General features: G+C 68.0%; 22 protein-coding genes. 13 read left to right on the top strand and 9 right to left on the bottom strand.

Annotated features, from left to right (window positions below):
• Positions 1–6: 6 nt before the first annotated feature.
• Positions 7–813: a thioesterase family protein gene (locus AWC02_RS02840; RefSeq protein ID WP_085127043.1), complete on the top strand. Its 807-nt coding sequence runs from the start codon at positions 7–9 to the stop codon at positions 811–813.
• A gap of 183 nt (positions 814–996) precedes the next feature.
• Positions 997–1,530: a TetR/AcrR family transcriptional regulator gene (locus tag AWC02_RS02835; protein ID WP_085127041.1), complete on the top strand. Its 534-nt coding sequence runs from the start codon at positions 997–999 to the stop codon at positions 1,528–1,530.
• On the opposite strand, the gene AWC02_RS02830 is transcribed toward AWC02_RS02835, so the two are convergent.
• A complete protein-coding gene (locus AWC02_RS02830; RefSeq protein ID WP_085127145.1) occupies positions 1,527–2,867 on the bottom strand; it encodes an FAD-binding oxidoreductase in 1,341 nt (446 codons plus the stop codon). The genes AWC02_RS02835 and AWC02_RS02830 overlap by 4 nt on opposite strands.
• 60 nt (positions 2,868–2,927) lie before the next feature.
• Here AWC02_RS02830 and AWC02_RS02825 point away from each other — a divergent pair, with 60 nt between their 5' ends.
• Positions 2,928–3,827: an alpha/beta hydrolase gene (locus tag AWC02_RS02825; protein WP_085127039.1), complete on the top strand. Its 900-nt coding sequence runs from the start codon at positions 2,928–2,930 to the stop codon at positions 3,825–3,827.
• On the opposite strand, the gene AWC02_RS02820 is transcribed toward AWC02_RS02825, so the two are convergent.
• Positions 3,782–4,471: a TetR/AcrR family transcriptional regulator gene (locus AWC02_RS02820; protein WP_085127037.1), complete on the bottom strand. Its 690-nt coding sequence runs from the start codon at positions 4,469–4,471 to the stop codon at positions 3,782–3,784. The two genes, AWC02_RS02825 and AWC02_RS02820, sit on opposite strands and share 46 nt — an antisense overlap.
• Before the next feature lie 132 nt (positions 4,472–4,603).
• Between AWC02_RS02820 and AWC02_RS21085 the strand changes: the two genes are divergently transcribed.
• A complete protein-coding gene (locus tag AWC02_RS21085; RefSeq protein WP_109560840.1) occupies positions 4,604–4,747 on the top strand; it encodes a hypothetical protein in 144 nt (47 codons plus the stop codon).
• A 98-nt stretch (positions 4,748–4,845) separates the two neighbouring features.
• Positions 4,846–5,661: a tyrosine-protein phosphatase gene (locus AWC02_RS02815; RefSeq protein WP_085127143.1), complete on the top strand. Its 816-nt coding sequence runs from the start codon at positions 4,846–4,848 to the stop codon at positions 5,659–5,661.
• A 30-nt stretch (positions 5,662–5,691) separates the two neighbouring features.
• Here the strand turns inward: AWC02_RS02815 and AWC02_RS02810 are convergent, their stop codons facing one another.
• The 3 genes from AWC02_RS02810 to AWC02_RS02800 form a co-directional block, all read right to left on the bottom strand.
• Positions 5,692–6,555, bottom strand: a complete 864-nt coding sequence (locus tag AWC02_RS02810) for an SDR family oxidoreductase (protein WP_085127035.1) — start codon at positions 6,553–6,555, stop codon at positions 5,692–5,694.
• Positions 6,556–6,681: 126 nt separating this feature from the next.
• Positions 6,682–7,617 (bottom strand): class I SAM-dependent methyltransferase, encoded by a 936-nt coding sequence (locus AWC02_RS02805; RefSeq protein ID WP_085127033.1) that lies wholly within the window; start codon positions 7,615–7,617, stop codon positions 6,682–6,684.
• A gap of 67 nt (positions 7,618–7,684) precedes the next feature.
• A complete protein-coding gene (locus AWC02_RS02800; protein WP_237160300.1) occupies positions 7,685–8,254 on the bottom strand; it encodes a TetR/AcrR family transcriptional regulator in 570 nt (189 codons plus the stop codon).
• Between the two features lie 186 nt (positions 8,255–8,440).
• Between AWC02_RS02800 and AWC02_RS02795 the strand changes: the two genes are divergently transcribed.
• Positions 8,441–9,031, top strand: coding sequence for a TetR/AcrR family transcriptional regulator (locus AWC02_RS02795; protein WP_085127030.1), 591 nt, complete (start codon positions 8,441–8,443; stop codon positions 9,029–9,031).
• Here the strand turns inward: AWC02_RS02795 and AWC02_RS02790 are convergent.
• Positions 9,018–9,932 carry a DNA-3-methyladenine glycosylase family protein gene (locus AWC02_RS02790; protein WP_085127141.1) on the bottom strand — a complete coding sequence of 305 codons (915 nt, stop codon included), beginning with the start codon at positions 9,930–9,932 and terminating at the stop codon, positions 9,018–9,020. The genes AWC02_RS02795 and AWC02_RS02790 overlap by 14 nt on opposite strands.
• Before the next feature lie 64 nt (positions 9,933–9,996).
• Between AWC02_RS02790 and AWC02_RS02785 the strand changes: the two genes are divergently transcribed.
• The gene (locus tag AWC02_RS02785; protein ID WP_085127028.1) at positions 9,997–10,386 is read left to right on the top strand and encodes a nuclear transport factor 2 family protein; all 390 of its coding nucleotides are present in this window, start codon (positions 9,997–9,999) and stop codon (positions 10,384–10,386) included.
• Here AWC02_RS02785 and AWC02_RS02780 read toward each other — a convergent pair.
• The 3 genes from AWC02_RS02780 to AWC02_RS02770 are packed head-to-tail and all read right to left on the bottom strand — an operon-like array spanning position 10,383 to position 12,291.
• Positions 10,383–10,778, bottom strand: coding sequence for a DUF427 domain-containing protein (locus tag AWC02_RS02780; protein ID WP_085127026.1), 396 nt, complete (start codon positions 10,776–10,778; stop codon positions 10,383–10,385). The two genes, AWC02_RS02785 and AWC02_RS02780, sit on opposite strands and share 4 nt — an antisense overlap.
• On the bottom strand, positions 10,775–11,788 hold the full coding sequence (locus tag AWC02_RS02775; protein ID WP_085127024.1) for an NAD-dependent epimerase/dehydratase family protein: 1,014 nt from the start codon (positions 11,786–11,788) through the stop codon (positions 10,775–10,777). The genes AWC02_RS02780 and AWC02_RS02775 overlap by 4 nt, the downstream gene beginning before the upstream one ends.
• Positions 11,785–12,291 (bottom strand): nuclear transport factor 2 family protein, encoded by a 507-nt coding sequence (locus AWC02_RS02770; protein ID WP_046318292.1) that lies wholly within the window; start codon positions 12,289–12,291, stop codon positions 11,785–11,787. Before AWC02_RS02770 ends, AWC02_RS02775 begins: the two co-directional genes overlap by 4 nt.
• A gap of 134 nt (positions 12,292–12,425) precedes the next feature.
• Here AWC02_RS02770 and AWC02_RS02765 point away from each other — a divergent pair, with 134 nt between their 5' ends.
• Genes AWC02_RS02765 through msrA form a run of 6 tightly spaced genes read left to right on the top strand, consistent with a single transcriptional unit; the run spans position 12,426 to position 17,297 of the window.
• Positions 12,426–12,965: a VOC family protein gene (locus AWC02_RS02765; protein WP_085127023.1), complete on the top strand. Its 540-nt coding sequence runs from the start codon at positions 12,426–12,428 to the stop codon at positions 12,963–12,965.
• Between the two features lie 11 nt (positions 12,966–12,976).
• On the top strand, positions 12,977–13,810 hold the full coding sequence (locus tag AWC02_RS02760; RefSeq protein WP_085127021.1) for an enoyl-CoA hydratase/isomerase family protein: 834 nt from the start codon (positions 12,977–12,979) through the stop codon (positions 13,808–13,810).
• The gene (locus tag AWC02_RS02755) at positions 13,807–14,460 is read left to right on the top strand and encodes a TetR/AcrR family transcriptional regulator (RefSeq protein ID WP_085127019.1); all 654 of its coding nucleotides are present in this window, start codon (positions 13,807–13,809) and stop codon (positions 14,458–14,460) included. The genes AWC02_RS02760 and AWC02_RS02755 overlap by 4 nt, the downstream gene beginning before the upstream one ends.
• A complete protein-coding gene (locus AWC02_RS02750; protein ID WP_085127017.1) occupies positions 14,447–15,589 on the top strand; it encodes an alpha/beta hydrolase in 1,143 nt (380 codons plus the stop codon). Before AWC02_RS02755 ends, AWC02_RS02750 begins: the two co-directional genes overlap by 14 nt.
• The gene (locus AWC02_RS02745; protein ID WP_085127015.1) at positions 15,589–16,776 is read left to right on the top strand and encodes a cytochrome P450; all 1,188 of its coding nucleotides are present in this window, start codon (positions 15,589–15,591) and stop codon (positions 16,774–16,776) included. The genes AWC02_RS02750 and AWC02_RS02745 overlap by 1 nt, the downstream gene beginning before the upstream one ends.
• Positions 16,777–16,793: 17 nt before the next feature.
• Entirely contained in the window at positions 16,794–17,297 is a 504-nt protein-coding gene (gene msrA / locus AWC02_RS02740) for a peptide-methionine (S)-S-oxide reductase MsrA (protein ID WP_085127013.1), read from the top strand.
• The last annotated feature ends 3 nt before the right edge of the window (positions 17,298–17,300 follow it).

Raw genomic sequence — 17,300 nt, 5'->3', positions numbered from 1 at the left:
GATGCCATGACCGACGCCTACTACGAGCTGCTGGACCCCGACGACTCCCGCGGCGAGAGGTTCGTGGCCACCGATTTCGTCCGCGGAACCTGGTCAGCTCAGATTCAGCACGCCGCGCCGGTGTCGGCGCTGCTGGTCCGGGCGCTGGAGCGCCTGGACGCCCGCGACGACACCCGGCTCAGCCGGGTCACCATCGACCTGCTGGGGCCAGTACCGGCCGAGGGTGACCTGTGGGTGCGGGGCCAGGTGGACCGTCCCGGCAGGCAGATCGAACTCCTCAGCGCTCAAATGCTGGCGGCGGGGCCCGACCGGCTCCTGCGGCCGGTGGCCCGCGCGACCGGTTGGCGGCTCCAGAAGCTGGACACCTCCGAGGTGCAGCACGCCTCGGCGCCTCCACTGCGGCCGGTCCACGAGGCGCGCGGCATGGACATGCAGCGCAACTGGGACCGCAACTACGTGCACAGCCTGGATTGGCGGTGGTTGACCACGCCGCTGGCACCGGGGGCCGGCGAGTCGTGGATCTCGCCGATCGTCGACCTTGTCAACGGCGAGGCGATGACACCACTGCAGCGGCTGTTCGCGGTGGCCGACGACGCCAACGGGGTCGGCACCAAGCTCGACATCACCACGTGGACGTTCCTCAACACCGACCTGGTGGTGCACGTGCACCGGATTCCCGACGGCGAATGGATCGGGATCCGCGCCGAGACCAACTACGGGCCGGACGGCATCGGGACGACCATCGGCACGCTGTTCGACCAGGCCGGCGCGGTGGCCGGTATCCAGCAGTCGGTCCTGGTGCGCCGTCGTTGATCGCCCCCGGCAGCCCTGCCGATCCCCGGTCAACGCGACAGCGCCGGCTTGTCGGATGTGACGTCAGGCGCCTCGATCGCGATAATCGACTCACGGCCCGGCCCGGGACCCACGGCGGCGAGGAACGATGTCCGAGCACCGAACTTCCGTGACACTCCTTCCCTACTTTGTAAAGTTTGCGCAATGACCCCTTCGGTGGACACCCCCGACAACTCGACGCGGCAGCGGATCCTTGCGGCCACCGCCGAGGTGCTCGGGCGCAATGGGATGACCAAGCTCAGCCTCTCCGAGGTGGCCGCTCAGGCCGGGGTCTCCCGTCCGACCCTGTATCGATGGTTCCCGTCGAAGGAAGAACTGATCTCTGCGTTCTCCCGCTACGAGCGGCATATCTTCGACAGCGGTCTGGCGAGCGCCACCGAAGGACTCAAGGGAGCCGAAAAACTCGACGCTGCATTGCGTTTCATTGTCGACTACCAGCACTCCTCGACGGGCGTGCGAATGATCGACATCGAACCCAAGCACGTGCTGGCCGACTTCTCCCGGATCATCGTGCCGATGCGCGAGGGCCTGCAGCGCATGCTGACCGGACCTGATGCCGCAGTGAAGGCGGCCGCGGCTATCCGGATCGCCATCTCGCACTACATCATTCGCAGCGACGACTCCGAGCAGTTCCTCGCTCAGCTGCGCCAGGCCGTCGGCAGCAAGCACCGCGACTAGTCGAAGAGCACCGCGGCATTGAGATACCCGGTCGGATCGAACGCTGCCTTGATCGTCCGCATCGCCGCGATGTCGGCCGGCCCGCGCGACATCGACAGGTAGGCCCGTTTTCGGCTTCCCACTCCATGTTCGGAGCTGACGTTGCCGCCGCACTCGGCGATGAGCTCCATCATCGCCGCATACAGGCCCGCCTCGGCGGATTCCGAGCAGCGCAGCACGTTGAAGTGCAGGTTTCCCTCGCCGATATGACCGAACAGCACCGGAAGCGCCTCCGGTGCATGGTGGCGCACCAGCGTGCTCGCCGCCGCGGCGAATCCGGCGACGGCCGCCAGGGGCAGTGAGACATCGAACTTCAGTGGGGGGCCGAACGCTCCCAGCACGTCGGCTACCGCTTCGCGCACCCGCCAGAGTCGCTGCTGCGTCGCGAGGTCAGACCCCACCGCCGGCTCCGCGCAGGATCGCACCCGCGCCAGCAGGCCCTCGAGGCGATCGGTCTGGTCATGATCACCGGTCAGCTCCGCCAGCAACAACCACTCGCCGGCAACCGGCGCGGGCACGCCGAGCCGCTCCCCGGTCAACGCCGCGGCGCGGGCATCGATCACTTCGAGGGCGGCGATGCCGTCCAGATCGCGAAAGACCCGGGCGGCCTCGACCAGGGCCTCGAGTTCGGCAAATCCGCAGACGACGGTCACCCGGTGCGCCGGAATGGGATGCAGCCTCAGGTCGAGTCCGGTGATGACACCCAACGTCCCTTCGGCCCCCACGAACAGCGCCGGCAGGTTGTAGCCGGTGTTGTCGCTTCGCACCGAGCTGTGCCGGTTCACCAGGGTGCCGTCCGGCAGTGCCACCTGCAGACCGAGCACCTGTTCGCCCATGTTGCCGTAGTGCACCGTGTACAGCCCGCCGGCATTGGTCGAGGCCATTCCGCCGACGGTGGCGCTGTCGCGGGCGCTCAGATCGACCCCGAAGATCAGCCCGGCGCCGGCCGCCGCGCGCTGGACCGCCGACAGGGTCGCACCGGCGCCCGCCGCCACCCGGCGCTCGACGGTATCGACCTCACCGACGGTGTTCAGCCGCTCGGTGGACAGCAGCACGTCGCCGTACTCCGGGACGGTGCCGGCCACCAGGGAGGTACGCCCGCCCTGAACGGTGACGTGGGCGCCGGCGTCGCGGCAGAGCCGCAGCACCGCGGCGACGTGCTCCGGCGATCCGGGCCGCACCAGCGCGCCCGCCCGGCCCCGGTAGCGGCCGGTGTAGTCGACGCTGCGGCCGGCCAGCACGTCGTGATCGTCGGTGACGTGGGCGGGACCCACCACCTCTGCCAGATTCCGCATCAGGCTCGCGGTCACCGTTGCGGTCACGAAGCCGGTTTATCACACACCGGGCTACCTTGAAGCATGGCTACCCGCGAAGACATCTCGTTCCGATCCGGCGCGGTCCGCATCAGCGCATGGTTGTACCGGCCCGACGAATCCGGCCCGAACGGCGCACCGCTGCTGGTCATGGCACATGGCCTGGGCGCGGTGCGGACAATGCGCCTGGACGCCTACGCCGAGCGATTCGCCGCGGCCGGTTACGCCTGCCTGGTATTCGACTACCGCAACTTCGGCGACAGCGACGGCGCTCCGCGCCAGTTGCTCGACGTGGGCATGCAGCTGGCGGACTGGTCGGCCGCGGTCGACTTTGCGCACACCCTGCCCGGCGTCGACCGCAACCGGATCGGCCTGTGGGGCACCTCGTTCGGCGGCGGGCACGTGATCGCCACCGCGGCCCGGCTGCCGGTGGCGGCGGTGGTGGCGCAATGCCCGTTCACCGATGGAATCGCCTCGGCGCGCTGCATTCCGCCGTTGACCACGGCGCGGATCAGCGTGTTGGCGTTGCGGGATCTGGCCGCGGCCCGGCTGGGCAACCCGCCGGTGCTGGTGGCCACCGCCGGTCGCCCCGGCGACGTCGCCCTGATGACGACGCCGGACGCCTACCCGGGTTACCTGAAGCTGGTCCCGCCGGGACAGAACCTGCGCAACGAGGTCGCCGCCCGCATCGGGATGAAGATCCTGGCCTACCGCCCGGGCCGGCTGGCGGCCAAGGTGTCATGTCCGATTCTGTTCTGCGTCTGCGACACCGATTCGGTCGCCCCGCCGGGGCCGACCCTGCGCTACGCCGCAAAAGCCCCCCGGGGCACCGTCAAGAGATATCCCGAGGGCCACTTCGACATCTACGTCGGCGATGCCTTCGAGCGGGTGGTCGCCGATCAGCTGGAGTTCTTGGACCGCAACCTCGCCTCGCCGTCGGGGTAAACCCCCAGCGGCGACTCGACCCGGATCGTCTCGTCGCGGATCAGGCCGCGCAGCAGCGCGGTGCTGAACTCCGCGGCGATCTCCTTGGCGCTGCGGCGCCCGCTGGGCCGCAACCATCGATAGGCCCCCAGCGTCATGCCGATGTAGCCCAATGCCAGCACGTGCGAATCGCAGGGGTAGAACTCGCCGCTGGCGATACCGCGGTCGATCAGGCCGTGCACGTGCTCGTAGACCTGGGCTTCCTTCTCCCGGATCGCGGCCACCTGCTCCTCGGTGAACCACTCGGTGATGTAGGGCTGCTCCTGGAAGTAGACCGCCGCGCCTTCTGGATTGACCGCGATCTGGTCGAGCAGGCGCACCGTGTACTGGTACAACGCCTCACGCGCGGTCCAGGACGGGTCGTCGTGGACGGCCGCCAGCGTCCGCTCCGCGGCACCCTGGTAGATGTCGTACAGGATCAACGACTTGCTGGCGTAGTAGTGGTAGACGGTAGCTTTGTTGAGCCCCACCACGTCGGCGACGTCATCCATGCGGGTGCCGTGGTAACCACGGGCGGCGAACAACTTGGTGGCGACCGCGAGCAGCTCTTCGCGACGGGAAGGGCTCTGGGTCGGCCCTCCGGACGTGGCCTTGCCGTTTGTCATGTCCACTCACTCTTCGGCCAGGCCGTGTCGTCGGCGCGTCTATCAACTGGTTGGAAGAATTCTAGGCAGTCCGCTGGGGTGGTGTTGACCGGCCGACTAAACTGGTGGAATCCAAGCTAAGGGGTTGACGACATGGGTCCTGGTTACGGTTACGATCCGAATCCGGATTACGAGTTGAGCGATGAAGCCGAGTTCTTCTTCAAGTATCTGACCTGGGGCCTGCGCGGCGTCGAAAGCGGTGGCGGCTACCCCCCGCAGAACTACCCGCCGATCTAAGCCTGAAAAACCGACCGACGGCCCCTGATCCAGCTGGATCGGGGGTCGTTTGGCGTCTGCCCACGAAGTCCGGCGGCCCGGTGTCCTATCGTGGCCGGGTGACCTCCCAGCCGATACTGCCCGGGGCCTGGAATTTTCGCGACGTCTCGGAGTCGACCGGCGCGCTGCGCCCGGGCCGCCTGTTCCGCTCCAGCGAACTGAGCCGCCTGGAGCAGCAAGGCCGCGAGGAACTGCTGCGACTGGGGGTGGCCGACGTGGCCGACCTGCGATCGCCGCGTGAGGTCACCCGCCGCGGACCCGGCCTGGTGCCCGACGGCGTCGGCATCCACCTGCTGCCCTTCCCGGATCTGGCCGGCGATCAGTCACCGGACAGCTCGGCGCCGCACGAGGACGCGTTCCGCAACATGATGGCCGAGAAGCCTGACGAGGATTCCGCGGCCGACGTCGCCGCCCGCTACATGACCGAGGAGTACACGCGGTTTCCCACACTCGCCGGATCTCGCCGCGCGGTGCAGCGGGTGGTGTCCCTGCTCGCCCAGGGCCGGCCGGTCCTGACGCACTGCTTCGCCGGGAAGGACCGCACCGGGTTCGTCGTCTCGGTGGTGCTGCGGGCGGCCGGGGTGGACCAGGACGCCGTCGTCGAGGACTACCTGCGCAGCAATGCCGCGGTCCCGGCGTTGCGCGACCGGCTCATGGAGATCATCCGGCAGCGCCCCGAGTCCGAGATCACGCCGGAGATGCTGACCTTCACCGAGGCGCGCCTCTCCGACGAAGTGCTCGGCGTGCGGACCGCCTATCTGGATGCCGCCGATCGCTCGATCGCCGAGAACTTCGGTTCGCTGGACGGTTTCCTGCAGGCCGCCGGAGTCACCGACGCCGACCTCGACGCGCTGCGCAGGGCGCTTCGCGACTGAGGCGGCGACGGTAGCTCCGGCGATCGACCGCTACTGCAGGGAGAAGTTGGCCGCCTTGGCTTGCGACAGGTCGGCGATGTCCGACCACGCAGCCGCGACGTCGTCGACTGACGGCGGGTTGTCGAACACCGCGCCCGCGTTCTCGAACAGGGCCGCCCGCTGCACCTTGCCGCCGCCGGCGATGAACACCGAGCCGGTCTCGGCGACTTCTTCGGTGCACAGGTAGGCCACCACCGGAGCCACGTATTCGGGCTTGAGCTTGGCCAGCACCTCCGGGGGCAGGATGTCCTCGGTCATGCGGGTAGCCGCGATGGGAGCGATGGCGTTGGCCTTGATATTGTACTTGGCGCCCTCGATGGCCAGCGTGTTGATCAGGCCGACCAGGCCGAGCTTGGCCGCGCCGTAGTTGGCCTGGCCGAAGTTGCCGAACAGCCCACTGGTGGACGTGGCAACCACCACGCGGCCGAAGCTCTGCTCACGGAAGTGCGGCCACGCCGCCCGCACCACGTTGTAGCCGCCGTAGAGGTGCACCTGCAATACGGCGTCCCAGTTCTCCGACGTCATCTTGTGGAAGGTGCCGTCGCGCAGGATTCCGGCGTTGCTGACCACGCCGTCGACCTTGCCGAACTCCTCGACTGCGGTCTTGATGATGTTGGCAGCGCCCTCGGCGTCGGCGACACTGTCGTAGTTGGCGACGGCCCGGCCGCCTGCCTCTTTGATCTCAGCGACCACCTGGTCGGCCATGTTGTGCCCGGCCCCGGTGCCGTCGCGGGCACCACCGAGATCGTTGACCACCACAGCGGCACCTTCGCGGGCCAGGGTCAGGGCGTACTCACGGCCCAGCCCGCCACCGGCCCCGGTGACGACGACAACACGATCCTGCACTCCGGACATCAGTTTCCTTCCTCGATTCCATCGCCAAGCTAGAACAACCCTCGGAAAGGCCTAGCGCCAACTTCCAGGTCTTCTCTGTATACGGGGGACGAATCGAGTCCGCCATGCCGGGTCGGCTGTGACCGGTCAGGTCCTCACCGCGGTGACGAATTCGGAGAACGCATCCTCGTCGTCGCCCATCGGCACGTCCACCCAGCGGTTCAGCCGGCGCATCTCCGCGGTGGAGGACTGCGCGGTGGCCCGCCAGCCGTGCTCGTCGAGCCAGCTCCGAACGTCCGCGCGGTCGTCATCGTGGTAGACGAGGTCTTGGATGTCGATCGTCTCCGACAGCCCGATCGCCGCGGCGATCTTCTTGAACCGCTCCGACATCTGCTGCCGGCGCTCATCGGAATGGTTGCCCGCGGTTTCGGCCGCTATCCGGCTGCCCGGCGCGCTGAGCGTGGTGATCTGGTCGAACAGCCGGTCCTGGCCCTCGGCGGGCAGGTACATCAACAGGCCCTCTGCCAGCCATGCCGTGGGCGCCGCCGGATCGAAGCCGGCCGCGGTCAGCGCAGCAGGCCAGTCCTGACGCAAGTCGATGGCCACGGTGCGCCGATCAGCTGTCGGCGTCACGTTGTGCGCTGTCAAGGTCTCTTCCTTGTAGGCCAGGACTTTGGGCTGGTCGATCTCGTAGACGACGGTGCCGGCCGGCCACTGCAGTCGGTATGCCCGCGAGTCCAAGCCGGAAGCAAGAATCACGATCTGCCGAATGCCCGACGCGGCGGCATCGTTGAAGTAGGCGTCGAAGAAATGCGTGCGGACCGCCTGGTAGTTGCGCATGTGGTGATACATCGCGGCGACTTCGGGGTCGATGGCCTCCACCTTGGCGACCAGCTCCTCGTCGAGCAGCATCTCCCAGACGCCGGTACCGGCCCCGGCAACCAGCAGTTGGGCGTAGGGGTCGCGGATCAGCGGGTCGGGGCCGGCGGTCTCGGCGGCGCGGGCCGCGGCGACCATCACCGCCGTGGAACCGACGCTGGTGGCGATATCCCAGGTGTCGTTGTGGGTACGCAGTGCGCTCATGGTGTTACCTCGTTCGGGTCACGGCCGGTGTCGCAGGCCATGCTACCGACGAAAGTTAGCCGGGCTATTAACCCTGCCTGTCCACCGGCTGACGCAACCGCCAGAGATCCTGCGCCAGCAGCGCCTGAAAGCTGCCCACCACGCCCGGCGAGGCGCCCACCAGGGAGATATAGGACGTGACCCCCCACAACACGGCCAGCAGCATCTCGGTCAACTCGGCGACGCTTGAGTCGGTGACCAGCTCTCCCCGCTCAATCGCCTCGCTGAGCGCCTCGACCAGGAACGATTGCGTGGGAAGTTGGATGGCACCGACCAGCGACCGCAGGGCGGGATCACGCTGGGCGTCCACCACGGCGGTGACCACGAACGCCGCCACCGTGTGGTTTTCTTCGGCGAGCCGGACGAACGACGCCACCACCGACGACAGCTGCCCCACCAGGGTGCGTTGCGAACGCGCCTCCTCGACGGCCATCTGGAGCAGGGCCGCGGCCTGCGTCAGAACCTCCTGATAGAGCAGTTGCTTGCGCGGGAAGTAATGGTTGACGGCCGGCCGGGTGACCTGCGCGCGTTCGGCCACGGCCTGGAACGTCGTTGCGTGGTAACCGACTTCGCCGAACACACCGCTGGCGGCGGACACGATGCGCTCACGCGTCACACCGGAGCGCGCCCCCCGAGGCCGCCCCACTCTGCGGAACGCAGAATTCGGCACCGGACAAGTGTTTCACGGGCAGGGCTGGTGTCCACCCGGAATTGCGAAACGAAGATTAACTTAAGAGTTCGCTGTGCTGTATACCAAAGGCGTCCGGCCAACTAAAGTCAACTTATGGCCGCGATTCTCTCCCGTCAGGCGTACTTCGAGACAGGACTCGAGGTGCTTGCCGAGTTGGGCCACGGGGGCCTCAAGCTGGCCGAAGTGTGTAATCGACTGGGCGTGACGACGGGCTCGTTCTACCACTACTTCACCAGTTGGCCGGTGTATACCCGCGAGCTGGTCCAGCACTGGCGGGACGTCCGCACGGTCCAGCAGGCGGAGTCCGCGCGGGGTATACCCGATCCCCGGCAGCGCCTCGACACCCTGATGCAGCTCGGACTGACGTTGCCGCACAGCGCCGAATCGGCGATCCGCGCCTGGGGCTCGGCGGATCCCCGAGTCCACGCGGTGCAGGCCGAGGTGGATCAGCACCGCTACGACATCGTCTTCGAGGCGGCCGTGGAAATCCTGCATAATCAGCGCTCGGCGCATCTGTTCGCCGCCTGCGCGATGTATCTGCTGGTGGGCTACGAGCAGGCTCTGCTGCCCCGCGACAACTCCTCGATGGAGTGGATCCTCGCGCAGTTGCTCGATGCGCTCGACACCGGCCGGTTTCCCGCCGGTATCGACAGCCCCCGCGGGGCGTCGTCTACAACGAGCTGATGCGTTGGAGCGCCAATCGCGGGCCACGTCGTTGACTCACAGCCAGACCGCTTTCGATCAGCAACCGCACCACCCGGTGCCGGTGCGGTCGCATCGGCTCCAGAAGTTCGGTCATCGCGGCGTCATCGATCGGATGCCCGAGTAGCGTGCGGCCGACCATTGTTGCCAGGTGATAGTCGCCGACCGACAAGGCATCGGCATCGCCGAATGCCCGTTGCGCGGTTTCGGCCGCGGTCCACTCCCCCACGCCGGGCAGCGACATCAGCGCCGCACGGGCCTGCGCGGCGGGGCGGTTCGCCAGCTTTTCCAAGGCGACCGCACGTTGCGCGCAGCCCACGATGGTGCGGGCCCGTCCCCCATCGACGTTGGCGCGGTGGAACTTCCACGAGGGGATGCTCCGCCAGGTCTGCGCCGGCGGCGGCACTCGCATGAGTGCCGGCGCCGGGCCGGGTGCCGGCGAGCCGAACTCGGTGACCAGCAGCCGCCAGGCCCGAAAGGCATCGACGCCGGGCACTCGTTGCTCGAGCACCGCGGGGATGAGCGCCTCGAGCACCCGGCCGGTGCGGCCCAGCCGCAGGTGCGGCACCCGCCGGTGCGCGGCGCGCACCGTCGGCTCGGTCGGGGCGAAGTCCGCCGCGTCGTCATGGACGCCCAGCAAACCCGGCAGCCCTTCGAGGAACTCCGCGGCACCGGCGCCCCACGCAGCACAGTCCACCGCGTCGGGGGTCGCTCGGGTGATGCGCGCCGTCACCGGCCCGCTGGGCATCAGGCTGGTTCGCCAGATCGCGCCGTCGGCCATCTGCAGGCACGGGTCACCCGGCCCGCGGCGCAGCGGGGCCAACGTCAGCCCGGGACTGGCCGGGCCGGGGAAGACGACGGTGCGGCAAAGCGAAGTACTGATGACGCGATCATAAGGATCCCGGGCTCGCGTTGACCGCCACGCGCGGCCACGCCACGATGGTGTGGTGTCCACCCCTTTTGATGATCCGCAGGCGGAACTGGCATGGATGTTTCTGCAGGGCCTCTGTGGCGACGATGACCTCGATGAGATCTTCACGCTGGTCAGTGACGATTTCACCTACTGGAGCATCCTGACCCGCGAGGCCATCGACCAGGACGCGTTGCGGCTGCAGGTCGAGCAGCGCCGAATGGGCCTGCGGGTGGGCCTGGACCTGCTGCGCTGCATCAACGAACACGAAACGGTCGTGATCGAAGCGATGGGTGACTGTGTGACCGCCGACGGTTCGCACTACGACAGTCCGGTGGTGTTCATCATCGACACCCATGATGGGCGGATCGTCTCGGTGCGCGAGTTCACCGATACCCGGTACGCCGGCCAGGTGCTGGGCCTTTAGGCGTCGGCTACGGCGATATCTGCCTTGGCCGGGTAGAACGCGATGTGTCCGGCGATATCGGCGACCGCCGGAAACGGCTGTTCGTAGGTCCACCCGGCATCGGCGACGGTCTGGCCGTCCGGGGTGTTCACGCTGTAGTAGGCGGCATCGCCCTTGAACGGGCAGTAGCTGGTGGTTGCGGTCCGCGTGAGCATGTCGCGCCGCACATCGGCCAGCGGAATGTACTGGACGGCGGGACGCGTGGATTCCTGCAGCGTCAGGGCGTCGGCGCTGTCGGCGACGAGCTCGCCGCCGACGCGCACTGTGACCCGTCGACCCGTCGGGGTCACGGTGATCGGATATTCGGCGGTCGGGGTGTGGATCGGTCGCCTGCTCGAAGGGCTGTGTGTCATGCGGGGCTACCTCGCTTTCTGGCATCGCGCAGCTTTACCCAGAAACGCGCCGCCTCCCGGATCGATTCCTCGACCGGTCGTGGCTGCCAGCCGAGCTCGCGTACCGCCTTGCTGTGATCCACCGGCGCCTCGGCGCGCATCATCTGAACCGACTTCAGGCTCAGCTCGGCGTCCTTGCCCGTCAACCGTGCCCGGAGGCTGCCCAGCGCGCCCAGCGCATACAGGACCGGCACCGAGATCGAGCGCGCCGGCGGGGGCACACCGGCTTCGTCGGCCGCGATCTTCACCACGTCCTGCAGTGCGATCAGCCGTTCGGAGATCAGGTAGCGCTGTCCGTTGCGGCCCCGTTCGGCGGCCAGAATCATTGCGCGGGCGGCGTCGTCGACCCCGACCACTTCGAGCTCGATGCCCTTCATGAGGAACGGCAGTTTGCCGAAGGCCGCCCCGGCGATGAACGCCCCGTGCGGGGTCCGGCCCCAGTCGCCGTCGCCGTAGGTGGTCGACACGCACATCGCCACCGCGGGCACGCCCGCCTCGGCGACGCTGCGCAGCACCAGGTCTTCGGCCTGTACCCGGGACTGCACATAGGGCGTCAGGCCGCGCTGGTCGATGATGTCGTCCTCGGTGGCCACGCGGCCGCGGCGCCGGCCCACCGTGGCGTAGCTGCTGGTGAACACGAACCGGCGCAGGCCGGCGTCTTTGGCGACCGCCAGCACGTTGCGGGTGCCCTCGACGTTGGTGCGAAACAGCGGGCTGGGATCGCGCAGCCAGGCGCGCGTGTCCACCACGCAGTAGTAGACGTCGTCGCAGCCGGCCATCGCCTGCGCCAACGTGGCGGAGTCGAAGATGTCGCCGTGGAACCGGGTGACGTCGAGGTGATCGATGGCGATGGTGTTGGCGCTCGGACGCACCATGACCCGCACGTCTTCGCCGGCGTCGACAAGCTGCCGCGTGACGTGCGAACCCAGAAATCCGTTGGCGCCGATGACCAGCTTGGGCTTGGGGCTCACGCGTTGCCTCCGAACTGCTGCATCCAGGCGGCCGCCTCATCGTCGAGGGTGCCCAGTTCCTGGGCTTTGCGGCACCACTTCATGGTCGCGGAGACGAAGCGCAGCGGGTTGTAGACGTCCTCCTGCCGGCGCCACAGCCCATCACCGGCGTAGGTGATGATCGAGATGTTGGTCGCGCTGATGATGGTGCCGTCGCCCGGATCGCGCATCGGATTGTCCAGTTCGCAGATGATGCGGCCGCCGGCCTCGTCGATGACCGACCACACTGACGGGAACTCGGTCATGTGGCTGCCCGGGAAGCTGGACATGGTCTTGCGGATCCAGCTGCGCACCTCGTCGCGCCCATGCATGGTTCCCATCGCATGCTCGACGTATTCGACGTCCGGGGTGTAATGGCCGACCCAGGCGTCCCAGTCCTTGGTTTCGGCGGCGCGGGCGACGGTCTGCTCGAACACATCGAATGCGGCCGCCAGTTCTGCACGGCTGAACTGCGGATTCGTCATGCGATGAACTAGAACACGTTCTAGCAGTGTTGTCGAGAGCCGACCCCGCCGAAATCGAATCTGGGTTTGAATTCGAAACGGTGTTACGGTGACGCCGCCGGCCCACCGCGGGCCGTGAGGAGGTAACCGCCCACGTGACTGCCCCCAAACCCGCCGTCGGCCTGCATCACGCGGCATACGCCTGCGCAGACCTGGAAGCCACTCACCATTTCTACGAGGACCTGCTGGGATTCCCGCTGGTGCACACCGAGGTCGAGCACCTGCAGGACGGCTACTTCCGGCATGTGTTCTACGACCTCGGCGACGGATCCTGCATCGCCTTCTTCGACCTGCACGGAGTCGGTGAGAAGCCCGACTGGTCCAGTTCGCTGTCACGCCCGAACGGGCTGCCGGTCTGGGTGAATCACGTGGCCTTCCGGGCAACCGAGGAGAAGCAGAACGAAGTCCGGGCTCGCATGGACGCCGCCGGGGTCAAGGCGTTGATGGATGTCGACCATGGCTGGTGCCACTCGCTGTACTACCTGGATCCCAACGGGATCATGGTCGAACTTTGCCGGGACACACCCGGTTTCGAAAGCGACCCGCAGAAGGCGCGGGCCTTGCTGACAAGCACCGCCCGAGCGGCGGATCCCAAAGTGGTCACGTCGAGCTCGACCACCACCCGCCTCGGCTGAGCCCGCACCTCATGGGCCTGGATTCGCTGACCACGCTGGCCGTCGCCCGCACCGGGCCGGCGGTTCGAGTACGTATCGATCACGGCGAGATCAACATGATGGACGCCGCGATGATGGGCGACCTGTGGCGTCTGGTGAATTGGCTGCGGTCACCGGCCGGCCAGGACATCCGGGTGGTGGTACTGGAAAGTGCAAACCCCGACTTCTTCATCGCCCATGTCGATCTGGCTCTGCTGGCCGCCTCGGTCGACGACCCCGAGGCCTCCGTCGGCTCTTTTCAAGACCTGGTCGGCGCCTTCCGTGCACTCGACCAGGTCACTGTGGCGGTGGTCGCCGGGCGGGTGGCCGGCGGCGGGATGGAGCTGCTGGTCAACCTCGATCTGCGCTTCGCAGTCACCGGCCGCGCGGTGTTCAACCAGATCGAGACCGGCATCGGCGTCATCCCGGCCGGTTCGGGTCCGCAGCACCTGCTTCGGCTGCTGGGACGGGGCCGCGCGCTGGAGGTCATCCTCGCCCACGACGACCTCGATGCCGAGCTGGCCGAACGCTACGGGCTGGTCAACCGGGCACTGGCCCCTGACGCCGTCGCACCGTTCCTCGACCGGCTGGTGACCCGAATCGCCACGGTGCCGCTGGCCGACATCGCCGACATCAAGACCACCCTGGCCGCACCGGACGTCGCCGCGGGCCTGGCGGCGGAGCGCGCGGCGTTCGCGTCGGTGCTCGGCCGTGGTGCCGCGCTGCCGAAGATGCGGCGTTTCCTGGCGGCGGGCGGTCAGACACCCGCCGGTGAACGCCGGCTGGCGGACCTGGTAGCCGACCTGGACCGGACGGAACCGGGATGACACCGTCCGAGGGCGCGCCCCCGGACGTCACGGCCGCCCGTCCCACCGTCCGCGGCCGCGACACCCAGGCGCGCCTGGAGCAGGCGGCCCGCGAGGTGATCGCCCGCAAAGGCTTCTTCAAGACGACCATCACCGACATCACCTCGACGGCCAGGCGCTCGCCGGCGTCGTTCTATCACTATTTCGAATCCAAGGAAGACTTGCTGGCGTCGCTGGCCGAGGACTTTCGCGCGCTGGCCAAAAGCCGTGCGGTGCAGGCCCTGCACCCGGGTCAGGATCTGCGCGAGATCATCGAGGAGTCGGTACGGGCGCACTGGAACACCTACCGCGAACACCGCGGCGTCATGGTCGGGGTGTTCCAGCTGGCGATGATCAACGACGAGTTCGCCCAGCGCTGGCGCGACATGTGCGCCGATGCGATCGACTGGGTGGCGCAGACGGTACGGATGGCGCAGCGCAAGGGCTTTGCCTCCGATGCGGACCCGGAGCTGGTCGGCTCGGCCATCGTCGCCATGCTCAACAACTTCACCTATGTCTGGCTGGTGGCGGGCGGCGACGTCGCCGGGCGCGAACTGGACGAAGAAGCAGCAATCAAAACGCTCACCGACACGTGGTACCGCTCGGTGAGCTGGCGTGATGACGGTTCATGATCGAAGGAGTGATGTAGTGGCAGTAACCCGCGAATTCGTTTCGCTCACCTCGGCGTCGGGAGTGGTCAACCCCGCCGGTTATCACCCCGCCCAGGGGTTGTACTGGACGCCCAGCGGTGCCGCTCCGAAGGTGGCGGTGATCGCCAGCCACTACAACGTGGACTTCGCCGAGCACTACCTGGCGCCGCTCATCGCCGAGCGCGGCTACGGCTTCCTGGGTTGGAACACCCGCTACCGCAGCGGCGAATCGCTGTTTCTGCTCGAACACGCCCTGCTGGACATCGCGGCCGGGGTGCGGTGGCTGCGCGAAGAACGCGGTGTGGACGTGGTCGTCCTGCTCGGCAACTCCGGCGGCGGCTCGCTGATGGCCGCCTACCAGTCGCAGTCCGTCGACCCGCACATCACCGCCGTGGGCGGCGGCCCGGTTCCCGACGCGGTCAACGCCCTGCCCCCCGGCGACCTGTACGTCTCCACCCAGGCCCACGCCGGACGGCCGGAGGTGCTGACCGCGTGGATCGACCCCTCGGTGACCGACGAGTCCGACCCGCTGTCGTGTGATCCGTCGTTGGACATGTACTCCGAGGAGAACGCACCGCCTTACACCCCGGAATTCATCGCCCGTTACCGCCAGGCCCAGCGGGACCGCAACGACCGGATCACCGCGTGGGCGCAGGCAGAGTTGAAGCGGCTGAAGGCAGGCGGCGCCTACGACCGCGCCTTCTCGGTGCACCGGGTGTGGGCTGACCCGCGCTACCTCGACCCCTCGCTGGACCCGTCGGACCGCCCGCTCAACCAGTGCTACCTGGGTGATCCGCGCCGCGCGAACCGCTCGCCGTACAACATCGCCGCGCACTGCACGCTGCGGACCTGGCTGTCCATGTGGAGCCTGCAGACCTCCTTCTGCCAGGGCGCCCCGCATCTGGGCCGGATTACGTTGCCGTCCTTGGTGATCCAGGGAACCGCCGACACCGGAGTCTTCCCCAGCGACGCCCACCACATCCACGACTCGCTGGCCAGCACCGACAAGCAACTCCACTTCATCGCCGGCGATCACTACCTGGAACAACCGACGGACAGCCGGGCCGTCTGCGCGGATCTGGTGGCGTCCTGGATCGCCGAACGCACCTGATGGGCGCACTCGACTTCGACTTCCGGGACCCGGACCTGCATGCCGATCCGCTGGCCTATCAGCGACGGTTCGCCGAAGCCGACCCGGTCCACCGCAACAGCCAAGGTCTGTGGGTGCTCACTCGCTATGCCGACGTGCTGGCGATGCTGCGCGACGACCGGGTCAGCACTGATCGGCGAAACCTGTACCGCGGCAAGCTCGAGCCGGGACGCCCGTACCTGGCGCACGTGGAACACAACCTATTCTACCGCTCCGGAGACGATCACCGCCGGCTGCGGGCGCCGTTGTCCCGGGCGTTCACACCGCGGGCGCTGGCCTCGTTCGAAGCCGAAGTCGCGGCCCGCGCCCGGTCCCTGGCGGCGGGGCTGGACCCCGACGGCTTCGATCTGGTGGCGCAGTTCGCCAAGCCATTGCCGCTGGGGGCGATCGCCACCCTGCTGGGAGTGCCCGACAGCGAACTGGACAATCTGGCGGCCTGGTCGCTGGCGCTGATCGCGGCACTGGAGCCCGCCGCGCCGCGCGCGGTGTTCGCCGCCGCCGACGACGCAGCCGCCGGCATGAAGGCCCTGCTCGCCGACCTGCTGGCGCTGCGCCGCGCCGACCCGGGCCACGACCTGCTGTCGGTGGTGGCCGCGAGCGGATTGCCCGTGTCCGATGACGAGCTGCTGCACAACGCCATCTTCTTGCTGTCGGCGGGCCATGACACCACCACGGCCGTCTTGACCGGGGCGGCAGCGCTGCTGATCGCCGACCCCGGCCAACGCAGCCTGCTGGCAGACTCCGCCGCCGCTCCGCACGCCGTCGACGAACTGGTGCGGATGATCAGTCCGGCTCTGATGATTTCCCGGGTGGCGGTCGCACCCATCGAGATGGCCACCGGGAACGAGACGGTGGTGATCGACACCGGCGCGCCGATCCTGCTCGGATTGGCTGCCGCCAACCGGGACCCGGCGGTCTTCCCCGAACCGGATCGGCTCGACCTGACCCGATCTCAAACCAGCCACCTGGGGTTCGGCTTCGGTCCGCACGTGTGCCTGGGCGCCCCACTGGCCCGCATGCAGATCCGGTTAGGGCTGCTGGCGCTGTTCGACCGGTTCCCGCAGTTGACAGCACAGGCCCCGCCCTACCGGGAGCCGAGCGCGGTGTTGACCAGCTACCGCTCCTATCCGCTGGCGGCACGCGGATAGCCGCGGATAATCGAAGCATGACCAACTACGACAGAGCGATCCTGGCCGGCGGCTGCTTCTGGGGCATGCAGGACCTGATCCGCAAGCTGCCCGGCGTGGTGTCCACCCGGGTTGGCTACACCGGCGGCGACGTGCCCAACGCCACCTACCGCAATCACGGCACCCACGCCGAAGCCATCGAGATCACCTTCGATCCCGCGGCGACCGACTACCGCAGCCTGTTGGAGTTCTTCTTCGCCATTCACGATCCGACCACCCCCAATCGGCAGGGCAATGACATCGGGACCAGCTACCGGTCGGCGATCTTCTACCTCGATGACGAGCAGCGCCAGATCGCGCTCGACACCATCGCCGACGTGGAGGCGTCGGGACGATGGCCGGGCAAGGTGGTGACCGAGGTCAGCCCGGCCGGTGAGTTCTGGGAGGCCGAACCCGAGCACCAGGACTACCTGGAACGTTTCCCGGGCGGCTACACCTGTCACTACATCCGTCCGGACTGGCAGCTGGCGCCCCAGCGCTAAGCG

It is taken from the genome of Mycolicibacter engbaekii, from assembly GCF_002101585.1.
GTDB lineage: Bacteria > Actinomycetota > Actinomycetes > Mycobacteriales > Mycobacteriaceae > Mycobacterium > Mycobacterium engbaekii.
This window is presented reverse-complemented; position numbering and strand designations above follow the sequence as displayed.